This is a genomic window from Streptomyces longispororuber (assembly GCF_014656095.1).
GTDB classification, from domain to species: domain Bacteria; phylum Actinomycetota; class Actinomycetes; order Streptomycetales; family Streptomycetaceae; genus Streptomyces; species Streptomyces longispororuber.
Genome location: NZ_BNBT01000012.1, coordinates 81,512 through 102,791 on the forward strand (window position 1 = coordinate 81,512; position 21,280 = coordinate 102,791).

The following is a 21,280-nucleotide window of genomic DNA, read 5'->3' on the forward strand; positions in this document are numbered from 1 at the left end:
CCCCGCCCGGGCGCCGGGCCCTCAGTGGTGGGCGCCCGCGGCCGTCAGGCCGCGCGCCACCCGCGTCCCGTACAGGGTGATGCCGACGACGCCGGTCACCGCGAGCACGCCGAGCGCGACCGTGCCGCCCCAGCCGCCGGAGTGGAAGGCGACCGCGCCGAGCGTGCCGCCCGCGCTGCTGCCGACGTAGTACGCGGACTGGTAGAGCGCGGAGGCCTGCGCGCGGCCCGTCGTGGCCGTGCGGCTCACCGACGAGGACGCCACCGCGTGGCCCGCGAAGAAGCCCGCGGTGATCAGCACGAGGCCGAGCAGGACCAGGAGCAGCGCGGACGACAGGGACAGCAGCAGACCGGCGGCCGTCGTGCCCGCGCCCAGGTAGAGGGCGCCGCGGCGGCCGAGGCGGCCCACCAGCTTCCCGGCCGCCGCCGAGGAGGCCGTACCGACCAGGTAGACGAGGAAGATCGAGCCGATGACGCCCTGCGGCAGCGAGAACGGCGCCTCGGTGAGGCGGTAGCCGATCACCGTGTACACCGCGCCGAACACCGTCATGAACAGCGCGCCGATCGCGTACAGGCGGCACAGCAGCGGGTTCGCCAGGTGGGTGCGCACCGTGCGGCCCAGCGACCGCGGGCTGAGCGTGCCCGGCGTGAAGTGGCGCGGCGCGGGCAGCAGCGCGCGGAAGGCCAGCGCGCACAGCACCGCGACGGCACCGACCACGGCGAGCGCCCAGCGCCAGCCCCAGGCCTGCGCCACCCAGCCGGTGACGATGCGGCCGCTCATGCCGCCGATGGAGTTGCCCGCCACGAACATGCCGATCGCGGCGACCAGCGCCTTGGGCCGCACCTCCTCGGCGAGGTACGCCATGGCGGAGGCGGGCAGCCCGGCGAGCGCGGCGCCCTGCACGGCGCGCAGCGCGATCAGCGCGCCCACGGAGGGGGCGAGGGGCACCAGCAGGCCGACCACGACGGCGACGGCCAGCGAGGCGGTCATCAGGGTCCGGCGGCCGTACCGCTCCGACAGGGCGCTCAGCGGCAGCACGCACAGCGCGAGGGCGCCGGTCGCGGCCGACACGGTCCAGCTCGCCGTGGACGCGCTCGCGCCCAGGTCGGCGGAGATCAGGGGGAGCAGGGCCTGCGTGGAGTACAGCAGGGCGAAGGTGGCGACGCCCGCGAGGAAGAGCGCGAAGCTCATGCGGCGGTAGCCGGGGCCTCCGGGTGCCATGCGGCTGTCGTCGGTCGTACGGGGTGCGGCGGGTGCGGGGGACGCTGGGGGAAGGGCGGCCGCGTGGGTGGCGGTCGCCCCGCTACTGGCAGGAGGCATGTCCCGAACGTAGGACCGCCCCGCCTCATGCGTCCAATGCATGGAACGGCCATAATCCATCCCATGGAGCATCAGCGGAGGTCAGCGGCGCGGCTGTCGCAGAACAGTGACACAGAGGACACAGATCACATCGTGCGCCTGCTCGCCCCGCGGCTCGCGTACTTCGCCGGGGTCGCCCGCACCGAGCACGTCACGCGCGCCGCCCAGGAGCTCCAGGTGCCGCAGTCCACGCTGTCCCGGGCGCTCGTACGCCTGGAGAGGGACCTGGGCGTCGACCTCTTCGCGCGGCACGGCCGCACGGTGTCGCTCACCCCGGCGGGCCGCACCTTCCTCGCCTCTGTCGAGCGCGCGCTCGCGGAGGTCGGCAGGGCCGCGGAGTCCGTCCGCGCCGACGCCGACCCCGCCTCGGGCAAGGTGGCGTTCGGGTTCCTGCACACCATGGGCTCCGAGACCGTGCCCGGCCTGATCCGCGCCTTCCGCGCCGACCACCCGCGGGTGCGCTTCAGCCTGGTGCAGAACTACGGCGAGGCCATGCTGGAGGGGCTGCGCGCGGGCGAGCTCGACCTGTGCCTGACCTCGCCGGTGCCGGACGCGCCCGACCTGGTCGCCCGCCGCCTGGACGAGCAGCGCCTCAGGCTCGTCGTGCCGGACGACCACCGGCTCGCCGGGCGCAAGCGGGTGCGCCTGGCGGAGGCCGCCGACGAGGCCTTCGTGACCCTGGAGCCGGGGTACGGGCTGCGCCGGATCACGGACGCGCTCTGCGCCGAGGCCGGGTTCAAGCCGCGGGTCGCCTTCGAGGGGGAGGAGGCGGAGACCTTGCGGGGCCTGGTGGCCGCGGGCCTCGGTGTGGCCCTGCTGCCGCCGCCCGCCGTGGCCCGGCCGGGCGTCGTCGAGCTGACGGTCACCGGGCAGCGGGCGGTCCGCGAGATCGGGGTGGCCTGGCTGGACGGCCACCCGGACACGGCCCCGGTGGCGGCCTTCAAGCGGTTCCTGCTGGGCAGGCGGGGCCAGTTGCTGCCGCGGTGAGGGCGTCCCGCGGCCCGTGGCCCGCGACCCGCGGCCCGTGGCCCGCGACCCGCAGCCCGCGACCTGCGACCCGTACCTGACGGAACGTCAAAATGCCCCATCCATAGGGGTATGGGCAGGACCGGTCAGTAGGACGAGTTGCACATGCTGCAACCAAACGGGTCCGGGCTGGCAGTTCGGACACTTTTAACGGTCAAGGTGTTGCGCCACGCCCGTCCCACTGGTCTAGTCTCTTGATCGATCATCGTTCGATGCGTCTTCAACTTCCCTTGGCGTCATGCCCGTTGGGCCGACATCGTCATGCGCGAGACAAGTGAGGCACACATGGCAAAGCAGGACAGACCTCTGGGCCGCAGATCCCTCCTCTCCGGCGCCGCCGCCGTCGCCGGTGGCGCGGCCGTCAGCACCGCCCTGCCCGCGAGCGCCCAGGCCGCGCCCCGGTCGGCCGCCGCCATGGCGGCCGCGACGGCGGTCGACACCGCCACGACGCCGGACTACATCACCGTCCAGCCCGGCGACCCCCGCTTCCCCGACCTGGTCCGCGGCATCAACCAGCGCTGGGTCGCCGACCCCGACTACGTGCGCCTGGTCACCACCACCGGCCAGGCGGTGCGGGCCGTGCAGGACGCGGTCGCCGCGGGCAAGCGGCTCACGGTGCGCAGCGGCGGCCACTGCTACGAGGACTTCGTCTTCAACAAGGACGTCCAGGTCGTCATCGACATGTCCGGCATGACGCGGGTCTACTACGACGAGGGCCGCAACGCCTTCGCCGTCGAGGGCGGCGCCTCCAACCTGCAGATCTACGAGACGCTCTACAAGCTGTACGGCGTCACGCTCCCGGCGGGCTCCTGTGCCTCCGTCGGCGCCGGCGGCCACATATCCGGCGGCGGCTACGGTCTGCTCTCCCGGCTGCACGGCCTGACCGTCGACCACCTCTACGGCGTCGAGGTCGTCACGGTGGACCGGAACGGCACCGCCAGGGCGGTCGTCGCCACCCGCGACTCCGGCGACGAGCGCCTCAGGGACCTGTGGTGGGCCCACACCGGCGGTGGCGGCGGCAACTTCGGCCTGATCACCCGGTACTGGCTGCGCTCGCCCGGCGCCACCGGCACCGACCCCTCCAAGCTCCTTCCGAAGCCCCCGTCCGAGGTCTTCGTGCACGCCACGGCCTTCCCCTGGAAGGACATGACCGAGGCGTCCTTCACCCGGCTGCTGCAGAACTGGGGCACCTGGCACGAGCAGAACAGCGCGCCGGACTCCAAGTACAACTCGCTGTTCGGCCTGCTGAAGCTGAACCAGAAGGCCAGTGCCAACTCGGAGATCGTGCTGCTCACGCAGATGGACGCCACGGTCCCCAACGCCCAGGCGCTCCTCGACGACTACCTGGCCGCCGTCTCGGCGGGCGTGGGCGTCACCCGCCGGGCGATGACCCAGCGGGCGGGCGAGCACGCGGCCATGCCGCAGTTCGCCAAGCCGCGCACGCTGCCCTGGTACATCGCCACCGACTACCTCAGCGGCGGCAACCCCACGCTGTACGGCAAGTACAAGTCGGCGTACGCGCGCAAGGGCTTCTCCGCCCACCAGATCAAGGCGATGTACAAGCACCTGACGCGCACCGACTACAGCAACGGCGACGCCCTGCTCCAGGTCGACTCGTACGGCTGCCGCATCAACAGCGTCAAGCCCGGCGACACCGCCGTGCCGCAGCGCGACTCGGTGCTCAAGCTCCAGTACCAGACCTACTGGACCAACCCGGCCGACGAGGCCAAGCACCTCGCCTGGATCCGCGAGTTCTACCAGGAGGTGTACGCGGAGACCGGCGGCGTCCCGGTGCCGAACGAGATCAACGACGGCTGCTACGTCAACTACCCCGACAAGGACCTCGGCGACGCCGCCTGGAACACCTCGTCGACGGCGTGGAACAGCCTCTACTACAAGGACAACTACGCCCGCCTGCAGAAGGCCAAGGCGACCTGGGACCCGAAGAACGTCTTCCGCCACGCCCAGTCGGTCCGCCTGCCGTAAGCGGTGCGCCGCAGTTCCCCGCGCCCCGCAGGTGAGCGCCCCGCACACAAGCGCCCGAAGGGGCGCGGGGAACTGCGCGACAAGCCACAACGCACCCGCGGTCAGCAGCGAGCGATCAGCCCCGCAGAGCCCTCCCGAAACCGGAAGCAAGAGGCATCCGTAAACCGATGGGCGGCGGAGCCGCCAGCGCGTCCTCCAGGGGCCGGGCGTACGGGTACCCGTACAACGACCCCCGCACGAAGTCCGCGGCCAGCGCCAGCACCTCGTCGTGGTGCTGGCTCAGCCGGTGGCCGTCGGAGTGGACCTCGAACCGGCACACGTCCCGGTTCGCCTTCTTCGCCCGCTCCGCCAGGCGGAACGACAGCTCGGGGTCGGTCCGCTCGTCGTTCGTGCCGTGCACGATGAGCACCTGCCGCCCGGCGAGCTGCTTCACCGGCTCGGGCGGCGCCGCCACGTCCTCCTCGGGCAGCCACGGGGCGAGCGCGAGCACGGACTGGACGGCACAGTGCCCGGCCGCGCGCAGCGCCGCCCGGCCGCCCATGTCGACCCCGGCCAGGCACACCGGCACGTCGCCGTAGCGGCGCACCACCTCGTCGGCCGCCCACTCCGCGTCCCGCGCCAGCTCGGCCTCCGTGCCGTTCCAGCCGCTCACCCGGTAGCGCACCACGTGCGCCACGAGGCCGTCCGGGCGCCCGGCGCGGGCGAGCCGCCGCCCCAGGGAGCGCACCGCCGCCGCGGCGAGGAAGGACGGCTTGCGGGTCGAGGTGGCGTGGCCGCCCGGCAGGAGCAGCACCACCGCGCTCACCGTCGCGGGGCGCGTGCCGATCGACCGGCCGAGCGCGGCCGTGCGCGCCGGACGGGAGGTCGCTTGCTGAGCCATGGCAGAACAGTGGCAGAAGACACGCCGTATGCCACCCGTCCGCCTGGTCACCGTTCCGTATCGACCAGTGAGTTCTACGCGCGTAGGCGTTAGAGTGCGAAAATGACGAGCCAGATCAACAAGATCACTGAAGGAAGCGGTCACACGGGCCGTGGCACCGCCCCGGGCACCCCGGACTCCGAGCAGATCCGCCGCGCCCCGAAGGTCCTGCTCCACGACCACCTCGACGGCGGCCTGCGCCCCGGGACCGTCGTCGACCTGGCCCGCGACTGCGGGTACGCGGGCCTGCCCGAGACCGACCCCGACAAGCTCGGCGTCTGGTTCCGCGAGGCCGCGGACTCCGGCTCGCTGGAGCGGTACCTGGAGACGTTCGCGCACACCTGCGCCGTCATGCAGACCAAGGACGCCCTCAGGCGCGTCGCCGCCGAGTGCGCCGAGGACCTCGCCGAGGACGGCGTCGTCTACGCCGAGGTGCGCTACGCCCCCGAGCAGCACCTGGAGGCCGGCCTGACCCTCGAAGAGGTCGTCGAGGCCGTCAACGAGGGCTTCCGCGAGGGCGAGCGGCGCGCCCGGGCCAACGGCCACCGCATCCGCGTCGGCGCCCTGCTCACCGCCATGCGGCACGCGGCCCGCGCCCTGGAGATCGCCGAACTCGCCAACCGCTACCGCGACTCGGGCGTCGCCGGGTTCGACATCGCGGGCGCCGAGGCGGGCTTCCCTCCCACCCGCCACCTCGACGCCTTCGAGTACCTCAAGCGCGAGAACAACCACTTCACCATCCACGCCGGCGAGGCCTTCGGCCTGCCCTCCATCTGGCAGGCCCTCCAGTGGTGCGGCGCCGACCGCCTCGGCCACGGCGTGCGCATCATCGACGACATCAAGGTCGCCGAGGACGGCACGGTGCAGCTCGGCCGCCTCGCCTCCTACGTCCGCGACAAGCGCATCCCGCTGGAGCTGTGCCCGAGCTCCAACCTCCAGACCGGCGCCGCGACGTCGTACGCCGAGCACCCGATCGGGCTGCTCCGGCGACTGCACTTCCGGGCCACCGTGAACACGGACAACCGCCTGATGTCCGGCACCAGCATGAGCCGCGAGTTCGAGCACCTCGTGGAGACCTTCGGCTACACGCTCGACGACATGCAGTGGTTCACCGTCAATGCCATGAAGTCGGCGTTCATTCCTTTCGACGAACGCCTCGCGATGATCAATGACGTCATCAAGCCCGGATACGCCGAACTCAAGTCCGAATGGCTGTTCCGCCAGACCGCCTCCACCAGCGGTTCCATCGACAGCTAAACGGATTTTGTACGTCAACGGAGCGGCCGGGACTACCACCTCCCGGCCGCTTTCGGCTGTTTGCGGGCCTCACCGGGGGGTGTTTAACGTCGGGCACCGCTCAACGCCCCCGGACCAAGGACGCATTGCCATGAAGCAGTCTGCCGCCAAGACCCTCGGTGTCGCCGCGCTCGGTGCCGCCTTCGCCGCCCTCGGCGCGGGTGCCGCGCACGCGGCCCCGGCCACCGTCGCGGACCCCGCGACCACCCTGGAGACCGTCACCACGACGCTGCCCCTGGACCAGGCCGCGGGCACCCTGCCGGCCGGGGCGCCCGAGTCCCTCACCGCGGGCCAGGACGCCCTCACGAGCGGGGTGGCCGCGCCCGGCCCCGCCGTCGACCACCTCGTCCCGTCGCTGCCGACCGACACGGTGGAGGGCGCCACGAAGACCGCCACCGCGCCGGGCGACGACGAGGGCGAGGACGGCGAGAAGGCGACCCGCTCGGCCGGGCCGGAGTCCGGCGCGCAGGGGGCGGCCGACCCGGTCACCCAGCTCCTCGGCGGCCTGCCCACGCAGGGCCTGTCCGCCGAGGGCCTGCCGACGCAGGGCCTCGGCCTGCCGCTCTGACCCACGCTCCACCCGGCGCGCACCGCGCCGCACACGACTGACGGGGCGCACCCTTGGGGGTGCGCCCCGTCGTCGTGCGCGTGGGCACGAGCCGCGCCCGGGAGGTCACCAGGCGGGCTTGGCCTTGCCCTCGGTCGGCAGCAGGATCCACAGCGCGACGTACAGCAGGAACTGGGGTCCGGGCAGCAGGCACGACAGGACGAAGATGACGCGCATGGTCCTCGCCGACATGCCGAAGCGGCGGGCGAGGGCGGCGCACACACCGCCGATCATGCGGCCGTCGGTGGGGCGGACAAGGGCGGACATGGTGACTCCTTCACGGGCCGAGGTCGGATCGCGTACGAGAGGCAACGGCTTCCGTATACCCCGATGACTCCACGGTAGGAGCCCGGGCACCACCGGGCATCGGGCTACGGGGCGATCCCGACCCTGGGAATCGTCGGGGTCGACCCCTGAGTGACCTCCTCCCGCGGGCGGTGCGCCCGGGGGCGCACACCCCGGCGGCGCGCTCCGCGGCGGCGGCGCAGCCGGGCCCGCACGGCGGGCACCACGGCGACGTGGACGAGCGCCACGCCCACGGTGTTCAGGAACAGCGAGTCGATGTCCACGACCTGCCCCGGCACCCCGGTCTGGAGCAGCTCGATGCCGAGCGAGAGCAGCGCGCCCGCCGCGACCGTACGGGCCAGCGAGGCCAGCGGCGACACGTCGATGCGGCCCCCCACCAGCGGCAGCAGCGCCCCGAGCGGCGCGAGCAGCAGCAGCGCCCCGCCGATCTGCCGCGCCGCCTGCTCGGGCCCGCGCGCCAGGTCGGCCTTGATGCCGGCCAGCGGCTCCAGATTCGCGGCGCTCACCCAGGGCACGTCCAGCGGCCGCAGCGTGATCCACGCGACGACCAGGAGATGCGCGGCGAGGAGGACCCCTCCCGCCGCGCGCAAGCGAATGGCGGCACCGCGCCCGCCCGAGCCTTGACGCACGCCCCCCAAGACGCGCCGGGCGGCGGGATCGGTTCCGCGCGGGTCACAACGGCCCCTGCCCCGGCCCCTTCACGACTCCACGGGCCGGGAGGGCGGCGCCACCCGGCCGGGCCGTTCCCGGACCTCCGGGGTGCACTCGTAGCGGCGCGGGTCCGTCCCGGCCGGCCCGCCGAGCAGCACCGCCCCGCCGTCCGACGCGGCGCTCTCCGCGTACGTGCACACGAGCTGGGAGAGCGCGGCCGTCGGCAGCTCCTGCGGGCGCCTGCTGAGCCGCAGCGCCTCGCCCGGGTCGCCGGACCGGGGGCCGGTGACGGTGAGGCCCCGGCGCACCTCCGTGGTGTACCCGGCCTGCTTCTCGTCCGCCGCGGGCGCGGCGGACAGCTCGGTCAGGAGCGCCCGCGCGATCCGCACCCGGTCCGTGCCGCCCGCTTGCCCGGGCACGCGGACGGTCCGGTCCACCGGGACGAGCCGGCCCGAGCACACCAGGAAGATCTGCACGGGCACGCCGGTCGCCCGGTCGCGCGCCGAGATGCCCGACGCCGACGCCCCGCACGGCACCCGCGAGGGCGCGGCGCCGAAGTCGGTGGGCACCTCGGTGGAGCGGATGCCGCACCCGGCCAGCACGGTGGTGAGCGCGGCGGCGGCAAGGACGCCCCGCAGGCCTCGCCTGGTCATGTCTCTTCCTTGCCTTCCTCGGAACGTTCCCCGGCCCGGCCGGCCCCGGCCGCCCCGCCGGCGCCCGCGCCGGACTCCGGCTCGGCCGTCAGCGGCGAGGCGTCGCGCGGCAGCCGCAGCGTGAACACCGCGCCGCCCGCGGGCGCGTTCGCCGCCGTGATCTCGCCGCCGTGGATGTGCGCGTTCTCCAGCGCGATGGACAGGCCGAGCCCGCTGCCCTCCGACCGCGGCCGGGACGCGCTCGCCTTGTAGAAGCGGTCGAAGACGTGCGGCAGGACGTCCTCGGGGATGCCCGGGCCGCCGTCCTTCACGGAGACCACCAGGCTGTCGCCGTCCAGGCGCACCGACACCTTCACCGGGGAGCCGCCGTGCTTGAGCGCGTTGCCGATGAGGTTGGCCAGGATCACGTCCAGGCGGCGCGGGTCGAGCCGGGCCATGATGCCGCGCTCGGCGTCCAGGTCGACGGCGTCCAGCCAGGCGCGCGCGTCGATGCAGGCGGTGATCTGGTCGGCGATGTCGACGTCGTCGAGGACGAGCCTGGCGGTGCCCGCGTCGAAGCGGGTGACCTCCATCAGGTTCTCCACGAGGTCGTTCAGGCGCCGCGTCTCGCTCACCACGAGCCGCACCGCGGGCTCGATCATCGGGTCGACGCTGCCGGTCTCGGCGTCCAGCTCCTCCTCAAGGACCTCCGTCACCGCCGTGATCGCGGTCAGCGGCGTACGCAGCTCGTGCGACATGTCCGCCACGAAGCGCCGGCTCGCCTCGTCCCGGGCGCTCATGTCCGCGACCTTCTTCTCCAGGTTCTCCGCCGTGCGGTTGAACGTACGGGACAGATCGGCCAGCTCGTCGGTCCCGGACACCCGCAGCCGGGTGTCCAGCTTGCCCTCGCCGAGACGGCGCGCGGCCACCCCCAGGCGGTGCACCGGCTTCAGGACCGTCGTCGCGGCGGCCTGCGCGAGCAGCGCGGAGCCGACCAGCGCGAGCGCCGTGGCGATGGCGAGCGACCAGCCCAGCGAGCTGAGGTCCTTCGCCTCCGGCTCCAGGGACTTCAGCATGTACCCCGTCGGACCGCCCCCGACGATCCGCGTGCCGCCGACGAGGTAGGGCGTACCGTGCTCGACGGTCCGCTGCCAGTACAGGTGGTACGGGCTCTTGTTGCCGTCGGTGAGCGGCTGCTCCTTGCGCACGGCCTCACGCAGCGCCTTCGGCACCTTGGCGAGGGTGAACCCGTCCAGGTCGGAGTAGCCGTGGATACGCCGGCCGCCGGGGTCCTCCCCGACCAGGAGCACGCTGTAGCGCTGGCTGCTCTTGGCCATCTGGCCGGCGGCGGCCTGCAGCGCGTCCTGCGTGGGGTTCGGCGGCAGCGCGCCCGCGCGGGTCTGCATCTGCTGCCGGAAGTCCTTCAGCGCGGCGTCCTGCGCGCGCGTCAGCACGGCCTCGCGGTTGAGCCAGTACGCGATGCCGGACGCGGACACCGCCGCGGTCAGCGCCACCAGGGCGAAGACGACGACGAGCCGCAGCCGCAGGCTCGTGAAGCGCAGGCCGGACCAGAGTGCCTTGCGGACCGCGGACAGGCCGCGGGACTGGTCGTGCGGATCTGTCACTGAGGCGCGTCCAGCCGGTAGCCCACGCCGCGCACGGTACGGATCAGCGTCGGCGAGGACGGCACGTCCTCGACCTTGGCGCGCAGGCGCTGCACGCACGCGTCCACGAGCCGCGAGTCGCCCAGGTAGTCGTGCTCCCACACCAGGCGCAGGAGCTGCTGCCGCGACAGGGCCTGGCCGGGCCGCCGGCTCAGCTCCAGCAGGAGCCGCAGCTCGGTCGGCGTGAGCTGCAGGTCCTCGCCGTTCTTCGTCACCGTCATCGCCGCGCGGTCGATCACCAGCGAGCCGAACGTGGCCGCGTCGTTCGCCTCCCGCTCGCCGCGGCGCAGGACCGCCCGGATCCGGGCGTCGAGCACACGCCCCTGCACCGGCTTGACCACGTAGTCGTCGGCCCCCGACTCGAGGCCCACGACCACGTCGATGTCGTCGCTGCGCGCGGTCAGCAGGATGATCGGCAACTGGTCGGTGCGCCGGATGCGGCGGCACACCTCGAAGCCGTCGATGCCGGGCAGCATCACATCCAGCACGATCAGGTCCGGCCGCTGCTCGCTCAGGAGCTTCAGGCCGTCCTCGCCGGTGGCAGCAGTGGCCACCCGGTGACCCTGGCGCGTCAGTGAGAGCTCCAGGGCCGTCCGGATGGCGTCGTCGTCCTCGATCAGCAACAGGGAAGGCACGAACGTCATTCTGTCCCATGGCGCGGGCCCAGTTCGACTGTTGGCCGGCGTCTCACACGGCACCCACACGAGCGAACGGCGTCGTCGATCTTGGACGGTGGCGCCACGACCCCTGTGACAGGCCTGTGACAGTCGGCGGACACCGCCATGAAGTCGCTCCGGCAGAGTTTTGGTCACACGGAAATCCCAGACTCCACGACGGGGGGCGCGAGATGAACACGCTGCACAGCACCAGCTCAAGCGCAGTTGTCACGCGTCTGCACGACATCCACCGGAGTTCTGAGAAGCACGAGAAGTCCGGTGCCGTGAGCGGGCGGGGGTGCGCTCGCGGCACCGGGCGTCAGCACACCGGTTACATGACGGTGGTTGACGCGCTCAAGGGCGGCGGTGACAAGGCAGCTCACGGGGGAGCCGCCGCGTACAGGGAGGAATCGGGGGAACGGACCTCCCGGTCGCAGGCCGAGGACGCCGAAGCGGCGTTCACCGCCTACGTCCAGGAGCGCCGCGCCTCCCTGTACGCCACCGCCTACCACCTGACCGGCGACCGCTTCGAGGCCGAGGACCTGCTGCAGAGCGCCTTGTTCTCGACGTACCGCGCCTGGGACAGGATCAGCGACAAGGCCGCCGTCGGCGGCTACCTGCGGCGCACCATGACGAACCTGCACATCAGCGCGTGGCGCCGCCGCAAGCTCAACGAGTACCCGACCGAGGAACTGCCGGAGACCGTCGGCGACACGGACGCGATGCGCGGCACCGAGCTGCGCGCCGTCCTGTGGCAGGCGCTCGCCCGGCTGCCCGAACTCCAGCGCACCATGCTGGTCCTGCGCTACTACGAGGGCCGCACGGACCCGGAGATCGCGGACATCCTCGACATCAGCGTCGGCACGGTGAAGTCCAGCATCTGGCGGTCCCTCCGCCGGCTGCGCGAGGACGAGGTCCTCAGCTTCGGCCGTGACCAGGAGGAGTCCTTCGGCGAGTTGGTCGCCTGAGGACAGGGGGAAACGGGGGCCGCCGCTCCTAGGGGGGAAGCGGCGGAAGCAGGAAAAGGAAAGAAAGAGGGGGGATCACGGGGGATCCACGGGGGAAACACTGCGGGACCGGAAGGCCGGGGGGTCTTTCCGGTCCCGCTCTTCGTGCTGCCGTGCCGCCGCGCTGTCGTACTGCCGCGCTGTCGTACGGGCCCGTGCCGCGCGGCAGTACGGTGACCGCGTGCCGGGCGGTGCTACGCGGCGCTCGCGTGGGCCCGCGCGCGGCGGCCCGCCGCCGCGTCGGTGAGGCGGCCGAGCGCCTCCTCCGCGCCGCACGGGTGGGCGCCCAGGGCGGTCTGGCGGGCCACGATGGCGCGTTCGGCGCGCATCAGGCGCCAGCCGCGGCGCAGCAGGAACGGCACGGACTTGCGGCCCTCGCGCAGGTCGCGAAGGAGCCGGCGGCGGAACGTGGTGGACGGGCGCCCGCGCAGGCAGAGCGCGTCCGCGAGCACGCCGAGGTCCCGGCAGCGCTCCACGATGTCCGCCGCGAAGATGCCCTCGGCGATGAACAGCGGCGTGCGCTCGATGTCGAGCGTCTCCTCGCCGACCCGCGCGCTCGTGGCGATGTCGTACACCGGTACGCGCGTACGACCCGTGCGGCACAGCTCGCTGATCGCGGCGACGGCCACGTCCGCGTCCCAGGAGAGCGGCGAGTCCCAGTCGATGTCCGTGCTGCCCTCGACGAGCGGCAGCGTCGGGTCGGTGCCCTCCTTGTAGAAGTCGTCGAGACACAGGACGGGCAGCCCGCTGCGGGCCGCGAACGACGACTTGCCCGAGCCGGAGGGCCCGGTGAGCAGGACGACGCGCGTGGGTGTCGGAGGATGGGGACCCAAAGCTCTGAACCTTCTCACCTGCGGTGGTGCCGGACAGCCGGACATGTGTGCCGTGACGCGTCCCCGCGGGTCGCGCACGTCCGCGAGGCATTATCCCCTCTCGGCGGCGGGGGAGCGCCGGGCGGGGCGGGTGCCTCCCTGCGCCCGCCCGGGAAGGCGGCGACGGCTGCGTACCGGAGGGGTGCGCTCCGCGGGGGTGCGGTTTCCCGAACCGCCGATCCGGGGGCGGGCATGATCGATTCCCGGGCCCGCGGCGCCGAGGCTGGAGGCATGGCTGAGACGGCGACGAACAGAGCGACGAGCGGGGCGGAGGACGAGGCGGCGGACGCCGCCCGGGCGGAGGACCTGCACCGGGAGTACGGGCGCGGGACCGCCGCCGTACGGGCGCTGCGCGGGGTGTCCGTGCGCCTCGCCCCGGGGACGTTCACGGCGGTGATGGGGCCCTCGGGCTCGGGCAAGACCACCCTGCTGCACTGCCTCGCGGGGATGGACCGGCCCACCCGGGGCTCCGTCTGGTGGGGCGACACCGAGGTGTCCCGGCTGCCCGAGCGGCGCCTCGCGGAACTGCGGCGCAGCCGGGTCGGGTTCGTCTTCCAGGCGTTCAACCTGATGCCGGCGATGACGGCCGCGCAGAACGTCGAGCTCCCCGGCCGGCTGGCGGGCGAGCGGCCCGACCGGGGCCGGGTCCTGGAGGCGCTCGCCCGGGTGGGCCTCGCCGGGCGGGAGCGGCACCGGCCCGGGCAGTTGTCCGGCGGGCAGCAGCAGCGGGTGGCGATCGCCCGGGCGCTGGTGTCGCGCCCGCGGGTGCTGTTCGCCGACGAGCCCACGGGCGCGCTGGACCGCGCCACCGGCCACGAGATCCTCGCCCTGCTGCGCGCCGGGGTGGACGAGGAGGGGCGGACCTGCGTGATGGTGACCCACGACCCGGTCGCCGCCGGGTACGCGGACCGGGTGCTGCTGCTCGCCGACGGCCTGCTGGTGGACGCGCTGGACCGGCCCACCGCGGCCGAGGTCGGCGCCCGCCTGAGCCGGCTGGGCGGGTGAGCGCGATGGCCCCCATCGGGCTCGGGCAGATGCGCCGTCGTCCGGCCGCCTTCGCCGGCCTGGCGGCATCACTCTTCCTCGCCGTCGCCACCGTGACCCTCTTCGGCTCGCTGGTGGCCGCCGACGCCACGGCGCCCGACGCCGCCCGCGACGCGGTCGAGGGACCCGGGCTGATGCTGATCGCCGGGGCCTTCGGCGAGATCGCCGTCCTGGTCGCGTTCTTCGTCGTGGTCAACGCGCTCGGCTTCACGCTGCGCCAGCAGCACCGCGAACTGGCCCTGCTGCGCACCGTCGCGGCCACGCCCCGGCAGGCACGGCGGCTGGTGCGCGGCCAGGTCGTGGTGACCACGCTGCTGGTCGCCGTGCCCGCGTGGGCCGCCGGGGCGGTGGCGGCCCGCCGCTTCCTCGCCGCGTTGCAGCGGCGCGGGCTGGCGGCGCCGGACGTCCGGGTGCCGGGGACGCCGCTGCCCATGCTCATAGCGCTGGCCGTCACGCTCGCCGTCGGCCTGGTGGCCACGGCCGTCGCGGCCCGGCGGATCTCCCGCATCGCACCCGCGGCCGCCCTCACCGCGAGCTCGACCGAGCACGGGCGCACGGGCGTGCCCCGCCTGCTGGCCGGTGTCGCCGCGCTGGTCGGCGGCGGCCTGCTGCTGCGCCTGGCCGCGACCCGTCCGGCGGGCGAGGTGGACGACGCGGGGCAGGCGGCGCTGCTGGCCTCGCTGGTGCTGCTCGCGGGCGTCGCCCTGGTCGGGCCGCTCGCGGCGCGCGTCCTGGCCGCCGTCCTGGGCGCTCCGCTGCGGGCGGTGGCCCCCGGGGCGGGGTGGCTGGCCGACGCCAACCTGCGCGGGTACGCGCGGCGGCTGGCCTCCGCCGTGGTGCCGGTCGCGCTGCTCGTCGGGCTCTCCGGCACCATGATGATCATGACGAGTACCGCCGAGGACGCCTCGGGCGCGGCCGCGACCGCCGTCACCTCCGACACCGACGTCTGGCTGCGCCAGGTCGAACTGGCGATGCTGGTCTGCTTCGCCGCCGTCTCCACCGTGAACACCCTGGTCGCCGTGACCGCCGAGCGGCGCCGCGAGTTCGCGCTGCTGCGGCTGGTCGGCGCGACCCGGGCCCAGCTCATGCGGGTGCTGACCGTGGAGGCGGTGCTGACCACGGCGGTGGGCGTCCTGCTCGGCGCGGCGGTCGCGGGCGCCGCGTCGGCGGCGTTCAGCGCGGCGGTGACCGGCTCACCGCTGCCGACCGTCCCGGCGGCCGCCTGCGCCTGGACCGTCGCGGGCGCGGCGGCGCTGACCGTCCCCGGCATCCTGGCCACGGGCGCGCGTGCGACGCGCGGCGCGGCGGTGGAGGCGGCGGGAGGCGGCCGTGAGTGACCGGGACGGGCGGGGCCCGCGCGGGGGTGCTGCGCGGTGGGTTGCGTTGCTGTCGGATGTCTTGCGGCCGGGGGTCTTGCGCCTGCGGCGGGGGTCCTGGCGGTCGGGCGTTTTGCCCTGCGGCCCGGGTCCGTGCAGGGGTGCCTCGTGGCGGGTTGCGTTGCGGCCGGGTGCCGTGCGCCTCGGGCGAGGGGCCGGGCGGCCGGGCACCGGGTGGTCGGGCGCCCCGTGTTCCGTGCCCCGGGTGGTGTCGAGCGCCTCGCTCGGCGGGTGCGGCGTGAGGGTGCCGGTTCCGGGGGAGTACGCGGCGGTGCCCGGAGCCGTACGTGGCTGAGCGGCGGGGCCCCGGCGTCCCGGGGGACCGGGGCAGTGGCGGCGTACGGAACACGAGGCGCGTCAAGGGCATGCGGCGTGCTCTGCGCGTGCGGGGCGGTGACTGGGGCTTCGCCCTGGTCGGACTGCCGCTCGCCGTGGTCGGCGGCGGCTACGCGCTCGTCGTCCTCTACGCGGGGGCGCTGCTCTCGCTCACCGTGCTCGGCCTGCCGTTCGTGGCCCTGGCGCTGACCGGCGCGCGGGGGCTCGGGGCGCTGCACCGGCGGCTGGTCGGGCGGTTGCTCGGCGAGCGCGTCGAGGCCCCGGCGGCGCCGCCCCGCGCGAAGGGCCCCATCGCCCGGTGCCGTGTCGCGCTGACCGACCCGGTCGCCTGGCGGGCCCTGCTCTACCTGGTGCTGCGGCTGCCGCTCGGCGTGCTCGGCTTCGCCGCCGCCGTCGCGGTTCCGCTGGGCTGCGGCTGGCTGCTCGGCTTCCCGCTCTGGGAGCGCCTGCTGCAACCGGACCAGCGTCCTGCCCTCTGGCCCGTCGCCGTCTCGGTCCCGCTCGGCCTGGTCCTCCTGGCCGCGGTGCCCGGTGCCGTCCGGGCGCTGAGCCGGGCGAACCGGTGGCTCGCCCGGCTGCTGCTCGGCCCCGCCCGCGCCCAGCGGCGCGTCACGGAGCTGGAGGCCGCCCGCGCCGCCCTGCTCACGGAGAACACCGACCGGCTGCGCCGCCTGGAGCGCGACCTGCACGACGGCACCCAGGCCCGGCTGGTCGCCGTGGCCATCACCCTCTCGCTGGCCGACGACGCGCTCGATTCCGCCGCCGGGCCGGACCTCGGGCGGCTGCGCGGCCTGGTGGCCCGCGCCCGGGGCCAGACCGACGCCACCATCGCCGAGCTGCGGCTGCTCACCCGGGGCATCCACCCCGTGGCGCTGGACGGCGGGCTCGGCGAGGCGCTGCCGGGGCTTGCCGCCACCGTGCCGGTGCCGGTCACCGTCGACCTGGACCTGCGGGAACGCCCGGATCCGGCGGTCGAGCACGCCGTCTACCACTGCGCCGCCGAGCTGCTCACCAACGTGGCCCGGCACAGCGGTGCCCGCGCGGCCGGGCTCGCCGCGACCGCGGCCGCCGGCCGGGTCACCCTGACCGTGCGCGACGACGGCCGCGGCGGCGCCGCGCCCGGCACCGGCACCGGGCTGACCGGCCTGGCCGGGCGGCTCGCGGCGGTGGACGGCGTCCTGCGGGTCGACAGCCCGCCCGGCGGCCCCACCGTGATCACCGCCGAACTGCCCGCGCACCTGTGACACCCCCGCCCGGGGCGGTGCCGCGCGGAGCCGTCAGCTCCCGCTCTCCGCCAGGTACGTGAGGACGGCCTTCACCCGCCGGTTGTCGGTGTCCGTCGCCCGCAGGCCGAACTTGGCGAAGACGGCGGCCACGTGCTTCTCCACCGCCCGCTCCGACACCGCGAACAGCGTCGCGATGGAGCGGTTGGAGTGGCCCTGTGCCATCAGTTCGAGGACCTCGTACTCGCGCGGCGTCAGGGCGTCGACCTTGTGCCGCTGTCCGCCGCGCAGGAGCTGGGTGACCACCGCGGGATCGAGCGCCGTACCGCCGTCGGCGACCCGGCGCAGCGCGTCCACGAACTCGGAGGTACGGGCGACGCGCTCCTTCAGCAGGTACCCGACGCCCGCCGTGCCGTCCGCGAGCAGCCGGGAGGCCCAGACGGTCTCCACGTGCTGGGAGAAGACCAGGATGCCGACCTCGGGTGTCCGCGCGCGGATGTCGACGGCGGCGCGGATGCCCTCGTCGGTGTGCGTGGGCGGCATCCGGATGTCCACCACGGCCACGTCGGGCCGGTGCGCGGCCACCGCGGCGAGCAGCTCGGGCGCCGTACCCGTGGCGGCCACCACCTCGCACCCGCGGGCGCCGAGCAGCTCGACCATGCCGTCACGCAGGACGACGGAGTCCTCGGCCAGGACCACGCGCAGACGCTTGTCGATCACGCCGCCATTATCCGGCCGGGCGGATACGCGCGGACGCCGGGCGGGCCGGGAGCGGCCCGCCCGGCGTCCGGGGGAGAGGGGAGAAGGCTCAGTACGAGGAGCCCGACGCGCCCAGCGAGCCCGTGGGATGCCAGACCGTCTTGGTCTCCAGGAAGGCGGTGAGGCGCTCCGTGCCGGGGGCCGCGGTGAAGTCCCCGTCCACAGCCTGTGGACGCAGCACGCGCTTCAGGTTGTCCGCCGCCGCGACCTCCAGCTCCTTCGCCAGGCCGGCGTCGGCACCCGTGAGGTCGATGGCGTTCACGTCCTGGTGCGCGGCCAGCGGGGCCGCGAGCTCCGCCGTACGGCCGGAGAGGATGTTGACGACACCGCCGGGCACGTCCGACGTGGCCAGGACCTCGCCCAGGGACAGGGCCGGGAGCGGGGCCTTCTCGGAGGCGACGACGACCGCTGTGCTGCCGGTGGCGATCACCGGGGCGATGACGGACACCAGGCCCAGGAACGACGACTCCTGGGGCGCGAGCACCGCGACGACGCCCGTCGGCTCGGGGGTGGAGAGGTTGAGGAACGGCCCGGCGGCCGGGTTCGCCCCGCCCACGACCTGGCCGATCTTGTCGGTCCAGCCCGCGTACCAGACCCAGCGGTCGACCGCGGCGTCGACGACCGCCGCCGCCTTGGACTTCGACAGGCCCTCGGCGTCGGCGACCTCGCGCGTGAACTGCTCGCGGCGGCCCTCCAGCATCTCCGCCACGCGGTACAGGATCTGCCCGCGCAGGTACGCCGTCGCGTTCGACCAGCCGCCGAACGCCTTGCGCGCGGCCACCACCGCGTCCCGCGCGTCCTTGCGGGACGACTGCGGGGCGTTGGCCAGCCAGTTGCCCTTTGCGTCGGTCACCTCGTACACCCGGCCGCTCTCGGAACGCGGGAACTTACCGCCCACGTACAGCTTGTAGGTCTTGAAGACAGTCAAGCGCTCAGACATCGAGGTACGCCTCCAGGCCGTGGCGGCCGCCCTCGCGGCCGAAGCCCGACTCCTTGTAGCCGCCGAAGGGCGAGGTCGGGTCGAACTTGTTGAACGTGTTGGCCCAGACGACGCCCGCGCGGAGCTTGTTCGCGACCGCGAGGATGCGCGAGCCCTTCTCCGTCCAGATGCCCGCCGACAGGCCGTACTGCGTGTTGTTCGCCTTGGCGACGGCCTCGTCGGGGGTGCGGAAGGTCAGCACCGACAGGGCCGGGCCGAAGATCTCGTCCCGGGCGATGGTGTGCGCCTGGGTGACGTTGGTGAACAGCGTCGGGGCGAACCAGTAGCCGGAGGCGGGCAGCTCGCACGCCGGGGACCAGCGCTCGGCGCCCTCCGCCTCGCCCTGGTCGGCGAGGGCGGTGATACGGGCGAGCTGCTCGGCGGAGTTGATCGCGCCGATGTCGGTGTTCTTGTCCAGCGGGTCGCCCAGGCGCAGCGTGGAGAGCCTGCGCTTGAGGGCGTCGAGCAGCTCCTCCTGGATCGACTCCTGCACGAGCAGGCGCGAGCCGGCGCAGCAGACCTGGCCCTGGTTGAAGAAGATGCCCGTGACGATGCCCTCGACGGCCTGGTCGATCGGGGCGTCGTCGAAGACGATGTTCGCGCCCTTGCCGCCCAGTTCGAGGGTGAGCTTCTTGTCCGTGCCCGCGACCGTGCGCGCGATCTCCTTGCCGACGGCCGTGGAGCCGGTGAAGGCGACCTTGTTCACGTCCGGGTGCGCGACCAGGGCCGCGCCCGCGTCGCCGTACCCCGGGAGGATGTTGACGACGCCCTTGGGCAGGCCCGCCTGGCGGCAGATGTCCGCGAAGAACAGCGCGGAGAGCGGGGTCGTCTCGGCGGGCTTGAGGACCACCGTGTTGCCGGTCGCGAGGGCCGGGGCGATCTTCCAGGCCAGCATGAGCAGCGGGAAGTTCCAGGGGATGACCTGGCCCGCGACGCCCAGCGGCCGGGGGTTCGCGCCGAACCCGGCGTGGTCGAGCTTGTCGGCCCAGCCCGCGTAGTAGAAGAAGTGCGCGGCGACCAGCGGGAGGTCCGCGTCGCGGGTCTCCTTGATCGGCTTGCCGTTGTCGAGCGTCTCCAGGACGGCGAGCTCGCGCGAGCGCTCCTGGATGATGCGGGCGATGCGGAAGAGGTACTTCGCGCGCTCCGCGCCGGGCAGCGCGGACCACTTCTCGAACGCCTTGCGGGCGGCCCGCACCGCGCGCTCGACGTCGGCCTCGCCCGCCCGGGCGACCTCGGAGAGGACCTCCTCGGTCGACGGGGACACGGACTTGAAGACCTTGCCGTCCGCGGCCTCGGCGAACTCGCCGTCGATGAACAGGCCGTAGGAGGGCGCGATGTCGACGACCGCGCGGGACTCGGGAGCCGGCGCGTACTCGAAAAGGGATGCCATGGTGATCAGTCCACCGTCACGTAGTCGGGACCGGAGTAGCGTCCGGTGGCCAGCTTCTGACGCTGCATCAGCAGGTCGTTGAGGAGGCTGGACGCGCCGAAGCGGAACCAGTGGTTGTCCAGCCAGTCCGCGCCCGCGGTCTCGTTCACCAGGACCAGGAACTTCACGGCGTCCTTCGACGTGCGGATGCCGCCGGCGGGCTTCACGCCGACCTGGACCCCGGTCTGCGCGCGGAAGTCGCGTACGGCCTCCAGCATGAGCAGGGTGTTGGCCGGGGTGGCGTTGACCCCGACCTTGCCGGTCGACGTCTTGATGAAGTCGGCCCCCGCCATCATGCCGAGCCAGCTCGCGCGGCGGATGTTGTCGTACGTCGACAGCTCGCCGGTCTCGAAGATGACCTTCAGGCGGGCCCGGCGGCAGGCCTCCTTGACGGCGACGATCTCCTCGAACACCTTCAGGTAGTCGCCGGAGAGGAACGCGCCGCGGTCGATGACCATGTCGATCTCGTCGGCGCCCGCGGCCACGGCCTCGCGGACGTCCGCGAGCTTCACCTCCAGCGGGGCGCGGCCCGCGGGGAAGGCGGTGGCGACGGAGGCGACCTTCACGTCCGTGCCGGCGACGGCCTGCTTCGCGGTGGCCACCATGTCCGGGTAGACGCAGACGGCGGCGGTGCGCGGGGTGGTGCGGTCCGTCGGGTCCGGGTGGACGGCCTTAGCACCGAGCGCGCGGACCTTGCCCGCGGTGTCGGCGCCCTCCAGGGTCGTCAGGTCGATCATGGAGATGGCCAGGTCGATGGCGTACGCCTTGGCCGAGGCCTTGATCGAGCGCGTCCCCAGCGCCGCCGCGCGCGCCTCCAGGCCCACCGCGTCCACGCCCGGCAGCCCGTGCAGGAAGCGGCGCAGCGTGGACGCCGACGCGGTGACGTCGGCGAACGCGCCGGGCACGGCCCGGCCGGCCGGGGTGGGGGGCGGGGCCGCGGCGGCCTCGTCTGTCTCTGTGGGTGGAGTCGTCCGCATGGTCACGAGGGGAGCATATCTACGCGCGTAGCTGCTGTACAGGGGCTGTACCCGGGCGCGGGCAGGGGGTGCCCGTGGCCGGGCGGGGGGGGTGCGGGCCCGGCCGGGTGGTGCCCGCGGCGGGACCGACGGATGCGTGGAGGGGGCCGGGAGGGAGGGGCGGCGCGGGGGGGCGG

20 protein-coding genes are annotated in these 21,280 nt (G+C 74.0%); 8 read left to right on the forward strand and 12 right to left on the reverse strand.

What is annotated here, in order from left to right:
- Positions 1–21: 21 nt before the first annotated feature.
- Positions 22–1,320, reverse strand: coding sequence for an MFS transporter (locus IE330_RS06715; RefSeq protein WP_190134920.1), 1,299 nt, complete (start codon positions 1,318–1,320; stop codon positions 22–24).
- 63 nt (positions 1,321–1,383) lie between these two features.
- On the opposite strand from IE330_RS06715, the gene IE330_RS06720 reads away from it, so the two are divergent.
- Entirely contained in the window at positions 1,384–2,346 is a 963-nt protein-coding gene (locus IE330_RS06720; protein ID WP_190134921.1) for a LysR family transcriptional regulator, read from the forward strand.
- Between the two features lie 324 nt (positions 2,347–2,670).
- A complete protein-coding gene (locus IE330_RS06725) occupies positions 2,671–4,371 on the forward strand; it encodes an FAD-binding oxidoreductase (RefSeq protein WP_190134922.1) in 1,701 nt (566 codons plus the stop codon).
- Positions 4,372–4,486: 115 nt separating this feature from the next.
- Here IE330_RS06725 and IE330_RS06730 read toward each other — a convergent pair whose 3' ends face one another.
- Positions 4,487–5,251 (reverse strand): alpha/beta hydrolase, encoded by a 765-nt coding sequence (locus IE330_RS06730; RefSeq protein ID WP_190134923.1) that lies wholly within the window; start codon positions 5,249–5,251, stop codon positions 4,487–4,489.
- Positions 5,252–5,353: 102 nt separating this feature from the next.
- Between IE330_RS06730 and IE330_RS06735 the strand changes: the two genes are divergently transcribed.
- Both IE330_RS06735 and IE330_RS06740 read left to right on the forward strand, forming a co-directional pair.
- Positions 5,354–6,547, forward strand: a complete 1,194-nt coding sequence (locus IE330_RS06735) for an adenosine deaminase (RefSeq protein ID WP_229925437.1) — start codon at positions 5,354–5,356, stop codon at positions 6,545–6,547.
- Between the two features lie 130 nt (positions 6,548–6,677).
- Positions 6,678–7,154: an ATP-binding protein gene (locus IE330_RS06740; RefSeq protein WP_190134924.1), complete on the forward strand. Its 477-nt coding sequence runs from the start codon at positions 6,678–6,680 to the stop codon at positions 7,152–7,154.
- Positions 7,155–7,259: 105 nt separating this feature from the next.
- Here IE330_RS06740 and IE330_RS06745 read toward each other — a convergent pair whose 3' ends face one another.
- From IE330_RS06745 to afsQ1, 5 genes are all read right to left on the reverse strand, one after another.
- On the reverse strand, positions 7,260–7,460 hold the full coding sequence (locus tag IE330_RS06745) for a PspC domain-containing protein (protein ID WP_190134925.1): 201 nt from the start codon (positions 7,458–7,460) through the stop codon (positions 7,260–7,262).
- Positions 7,461–7,564: 104 nt separating this feature from the next.
- Entirely contained in the window at positions 7,565–8,089 is a 525-nt protein-coding gene (locus tag IE330_RS06750; protein WP_229925438.1) for a VanZ family protein, read from the reverse strand.
- Positions 8,090–8,197: 108 nt separating this feature from the next.
- Complete coding sequence (locus IE330_RS06755; RefSeq protein WP_190134927.1) at positions 8,198–8,803, reverse strand: hypothetical protein; 606 nt, start codon at positions 8,801–8,803, stop codon at positions 8,198–8,200.
- Positions 8,800–10,407, reverse strand: a complete 1,608-nt coding sequence (locus tag IE330_RS06760) for an ATP-binding protein (protein WP_229925439.1) — start codon at positions 10,405–10,407, stop codon at positions 8,800–8,802. Before IE330_RS06760 ends, IE330_RS06755 begins: the two co-directional genes overlap by 4 nt.
- On the reverse strand, positions 10,404–11,081 hold the full coding sequence (afsQ1, locus tag IE330_RS06765; protein ID WP_190134928.1) for a two-component system response regulator AfsQ1: 678 nt from the start codon (positions 11,079–11,081) through the stop codon (positions 10,404–10,406). Before afsQ1 ends, IE330_RS06760 begins: the two co-directional genes overlap by 4 nt.
- A gap of 212 nt (positions 11,082–11,293) precedes the next feature.
- Between afsQ1 and IE330_RS06770 the strand changes: the two genes are divergently transcribed.
- Positions 11,294–12,070 carry a SigE family RNA polymerase sigma factor gene (locus tag IE330_RS06770; RefSeq protein ID WP_190134929.1) on the forward strand — a complete coding sequence of 259 codons (777 nt, stop codon included), beginning with the start codon at positions 11,294–11,296 and terminating at the stop codon, positions 12,068–12,070.
- A gap of 233 nt (positions 12,071–12,303) precedes the next feature.
- Here the strand turns inward: IE330_RS06770 and IE330_RS06775 are convergent, their stop codons facing one another.
- Positions 12,304–12,987: a uridine kinase family protein gene (locus IE330_RS06775; RefSeq protein WP_373314581.1), complete on the reverse strand. Its 684-nt coding sequence runs from the start codon at positions 12,985–12,987 to the stop codon at positions 12,304–12,306.
- A 225-nt stretch (positions 12,988–13,212) separates the two neighbouring features.
- Between IE330_RS06775 and IE330_RS06780 the strand changes: the two genes are divergently transcribed.
- The 3 genes from IE330_RS06780 (at position 13,213) to IE330_RS06790 (ending at position 16,981) form a co-directional block, all read left to right on the forward strand.
- Complete coding sequence (locus tag IE330_RS06780) at positions 13,213–13,986, forward strand: ABC transporter ATP-binding protein (protein ID WP_229925440.1); 774 nt, start codon at positions 13,213–13,215, stop codon at positions 13,984–13,986.
- 5 nt (positions 13,987–13,991) lie between these two features.
- Entirely contained in the window at positions 13,992–15,362 is a 1,371-nt protein-coding gene (locus tag IE330_RS06785) for an FtsX-like permease family protein (RefSeq protein ID WP_190134931.1), read from the forward strand.
- Positions 15,363–15,766: 404 nt separating this feature from the next.
- Complete coding sequence (locus IE330_RS06790; RefSeq protein ID WP_190134932.1) at positions 15,767–16,981, forward strand: sensor histidine kinase; 1,215 nt, start codon at positions 15,767–15,769, stop codon at positions 16,979–16,981.
- Between the two features lie 33 nt (positions 16,982–17,014).
- Here IE330_RS06790 and IE330_RS06795 read toward each other — a convergent pair whose 3' ends face one another.
- From IE330_RS06795 to deoC, 4 genes are all read right to left on the reverse strand, one after another.
- Entirely contained in the window at positions 17,015–17,680 is a 666-nt protein-coding gene (locus tag IE330_RS06795; RefSeq protein ID WP_190134933.1) for a response regulator transcription factor, read from the reverse strand.
- Between the two features lie 88 nt (positions 17,681–17,768).
- Positions 17,769–18,659 carry an aldehyde dehydrogenase family protein gene (locus IE330_RS06800; RefSeq protein WP_190134934.1) on the reverse strand — a complete coding sequence of 297 codons (891 nt, stop codon included), beginning with the start codon at positions 18,657–18,659 and terminating at the stop codon, positions 17,769–17,771.
- Positions 18,652–20,088 carry an aldehyde dehydrogenase family protein gene (locus tag IE330_RS06805; RefSeq protein WP_190134935.1) on the reverse strand — a complete coding sequence of 479 codons (1,437 nt, stop codon included), beginning with the start codon at positions 20,086–20,088 and terminating at the stop codon, positions 18,652–18,654. Before IE330_RS06805 ends, IE330_RS06800 begins: the two co-directional genes overlap by 8 nt.
- A 5-nt stretch (positions 20,089–20,093) precedes the next feature.
- Positions 20,094–21,104, reverse strand: a complete 1,011-nt coding sequence (gene deoC, locus IE330_RS06810; RefSeq protein WP_373314583.1) for a deoxyribose-phosphate aldolase — start codon at positions 21,102–21,104, stop codon at positions 20,094–20,096.
- Positions 21,105–21,280: the final 176 nt, after the last annotated feature.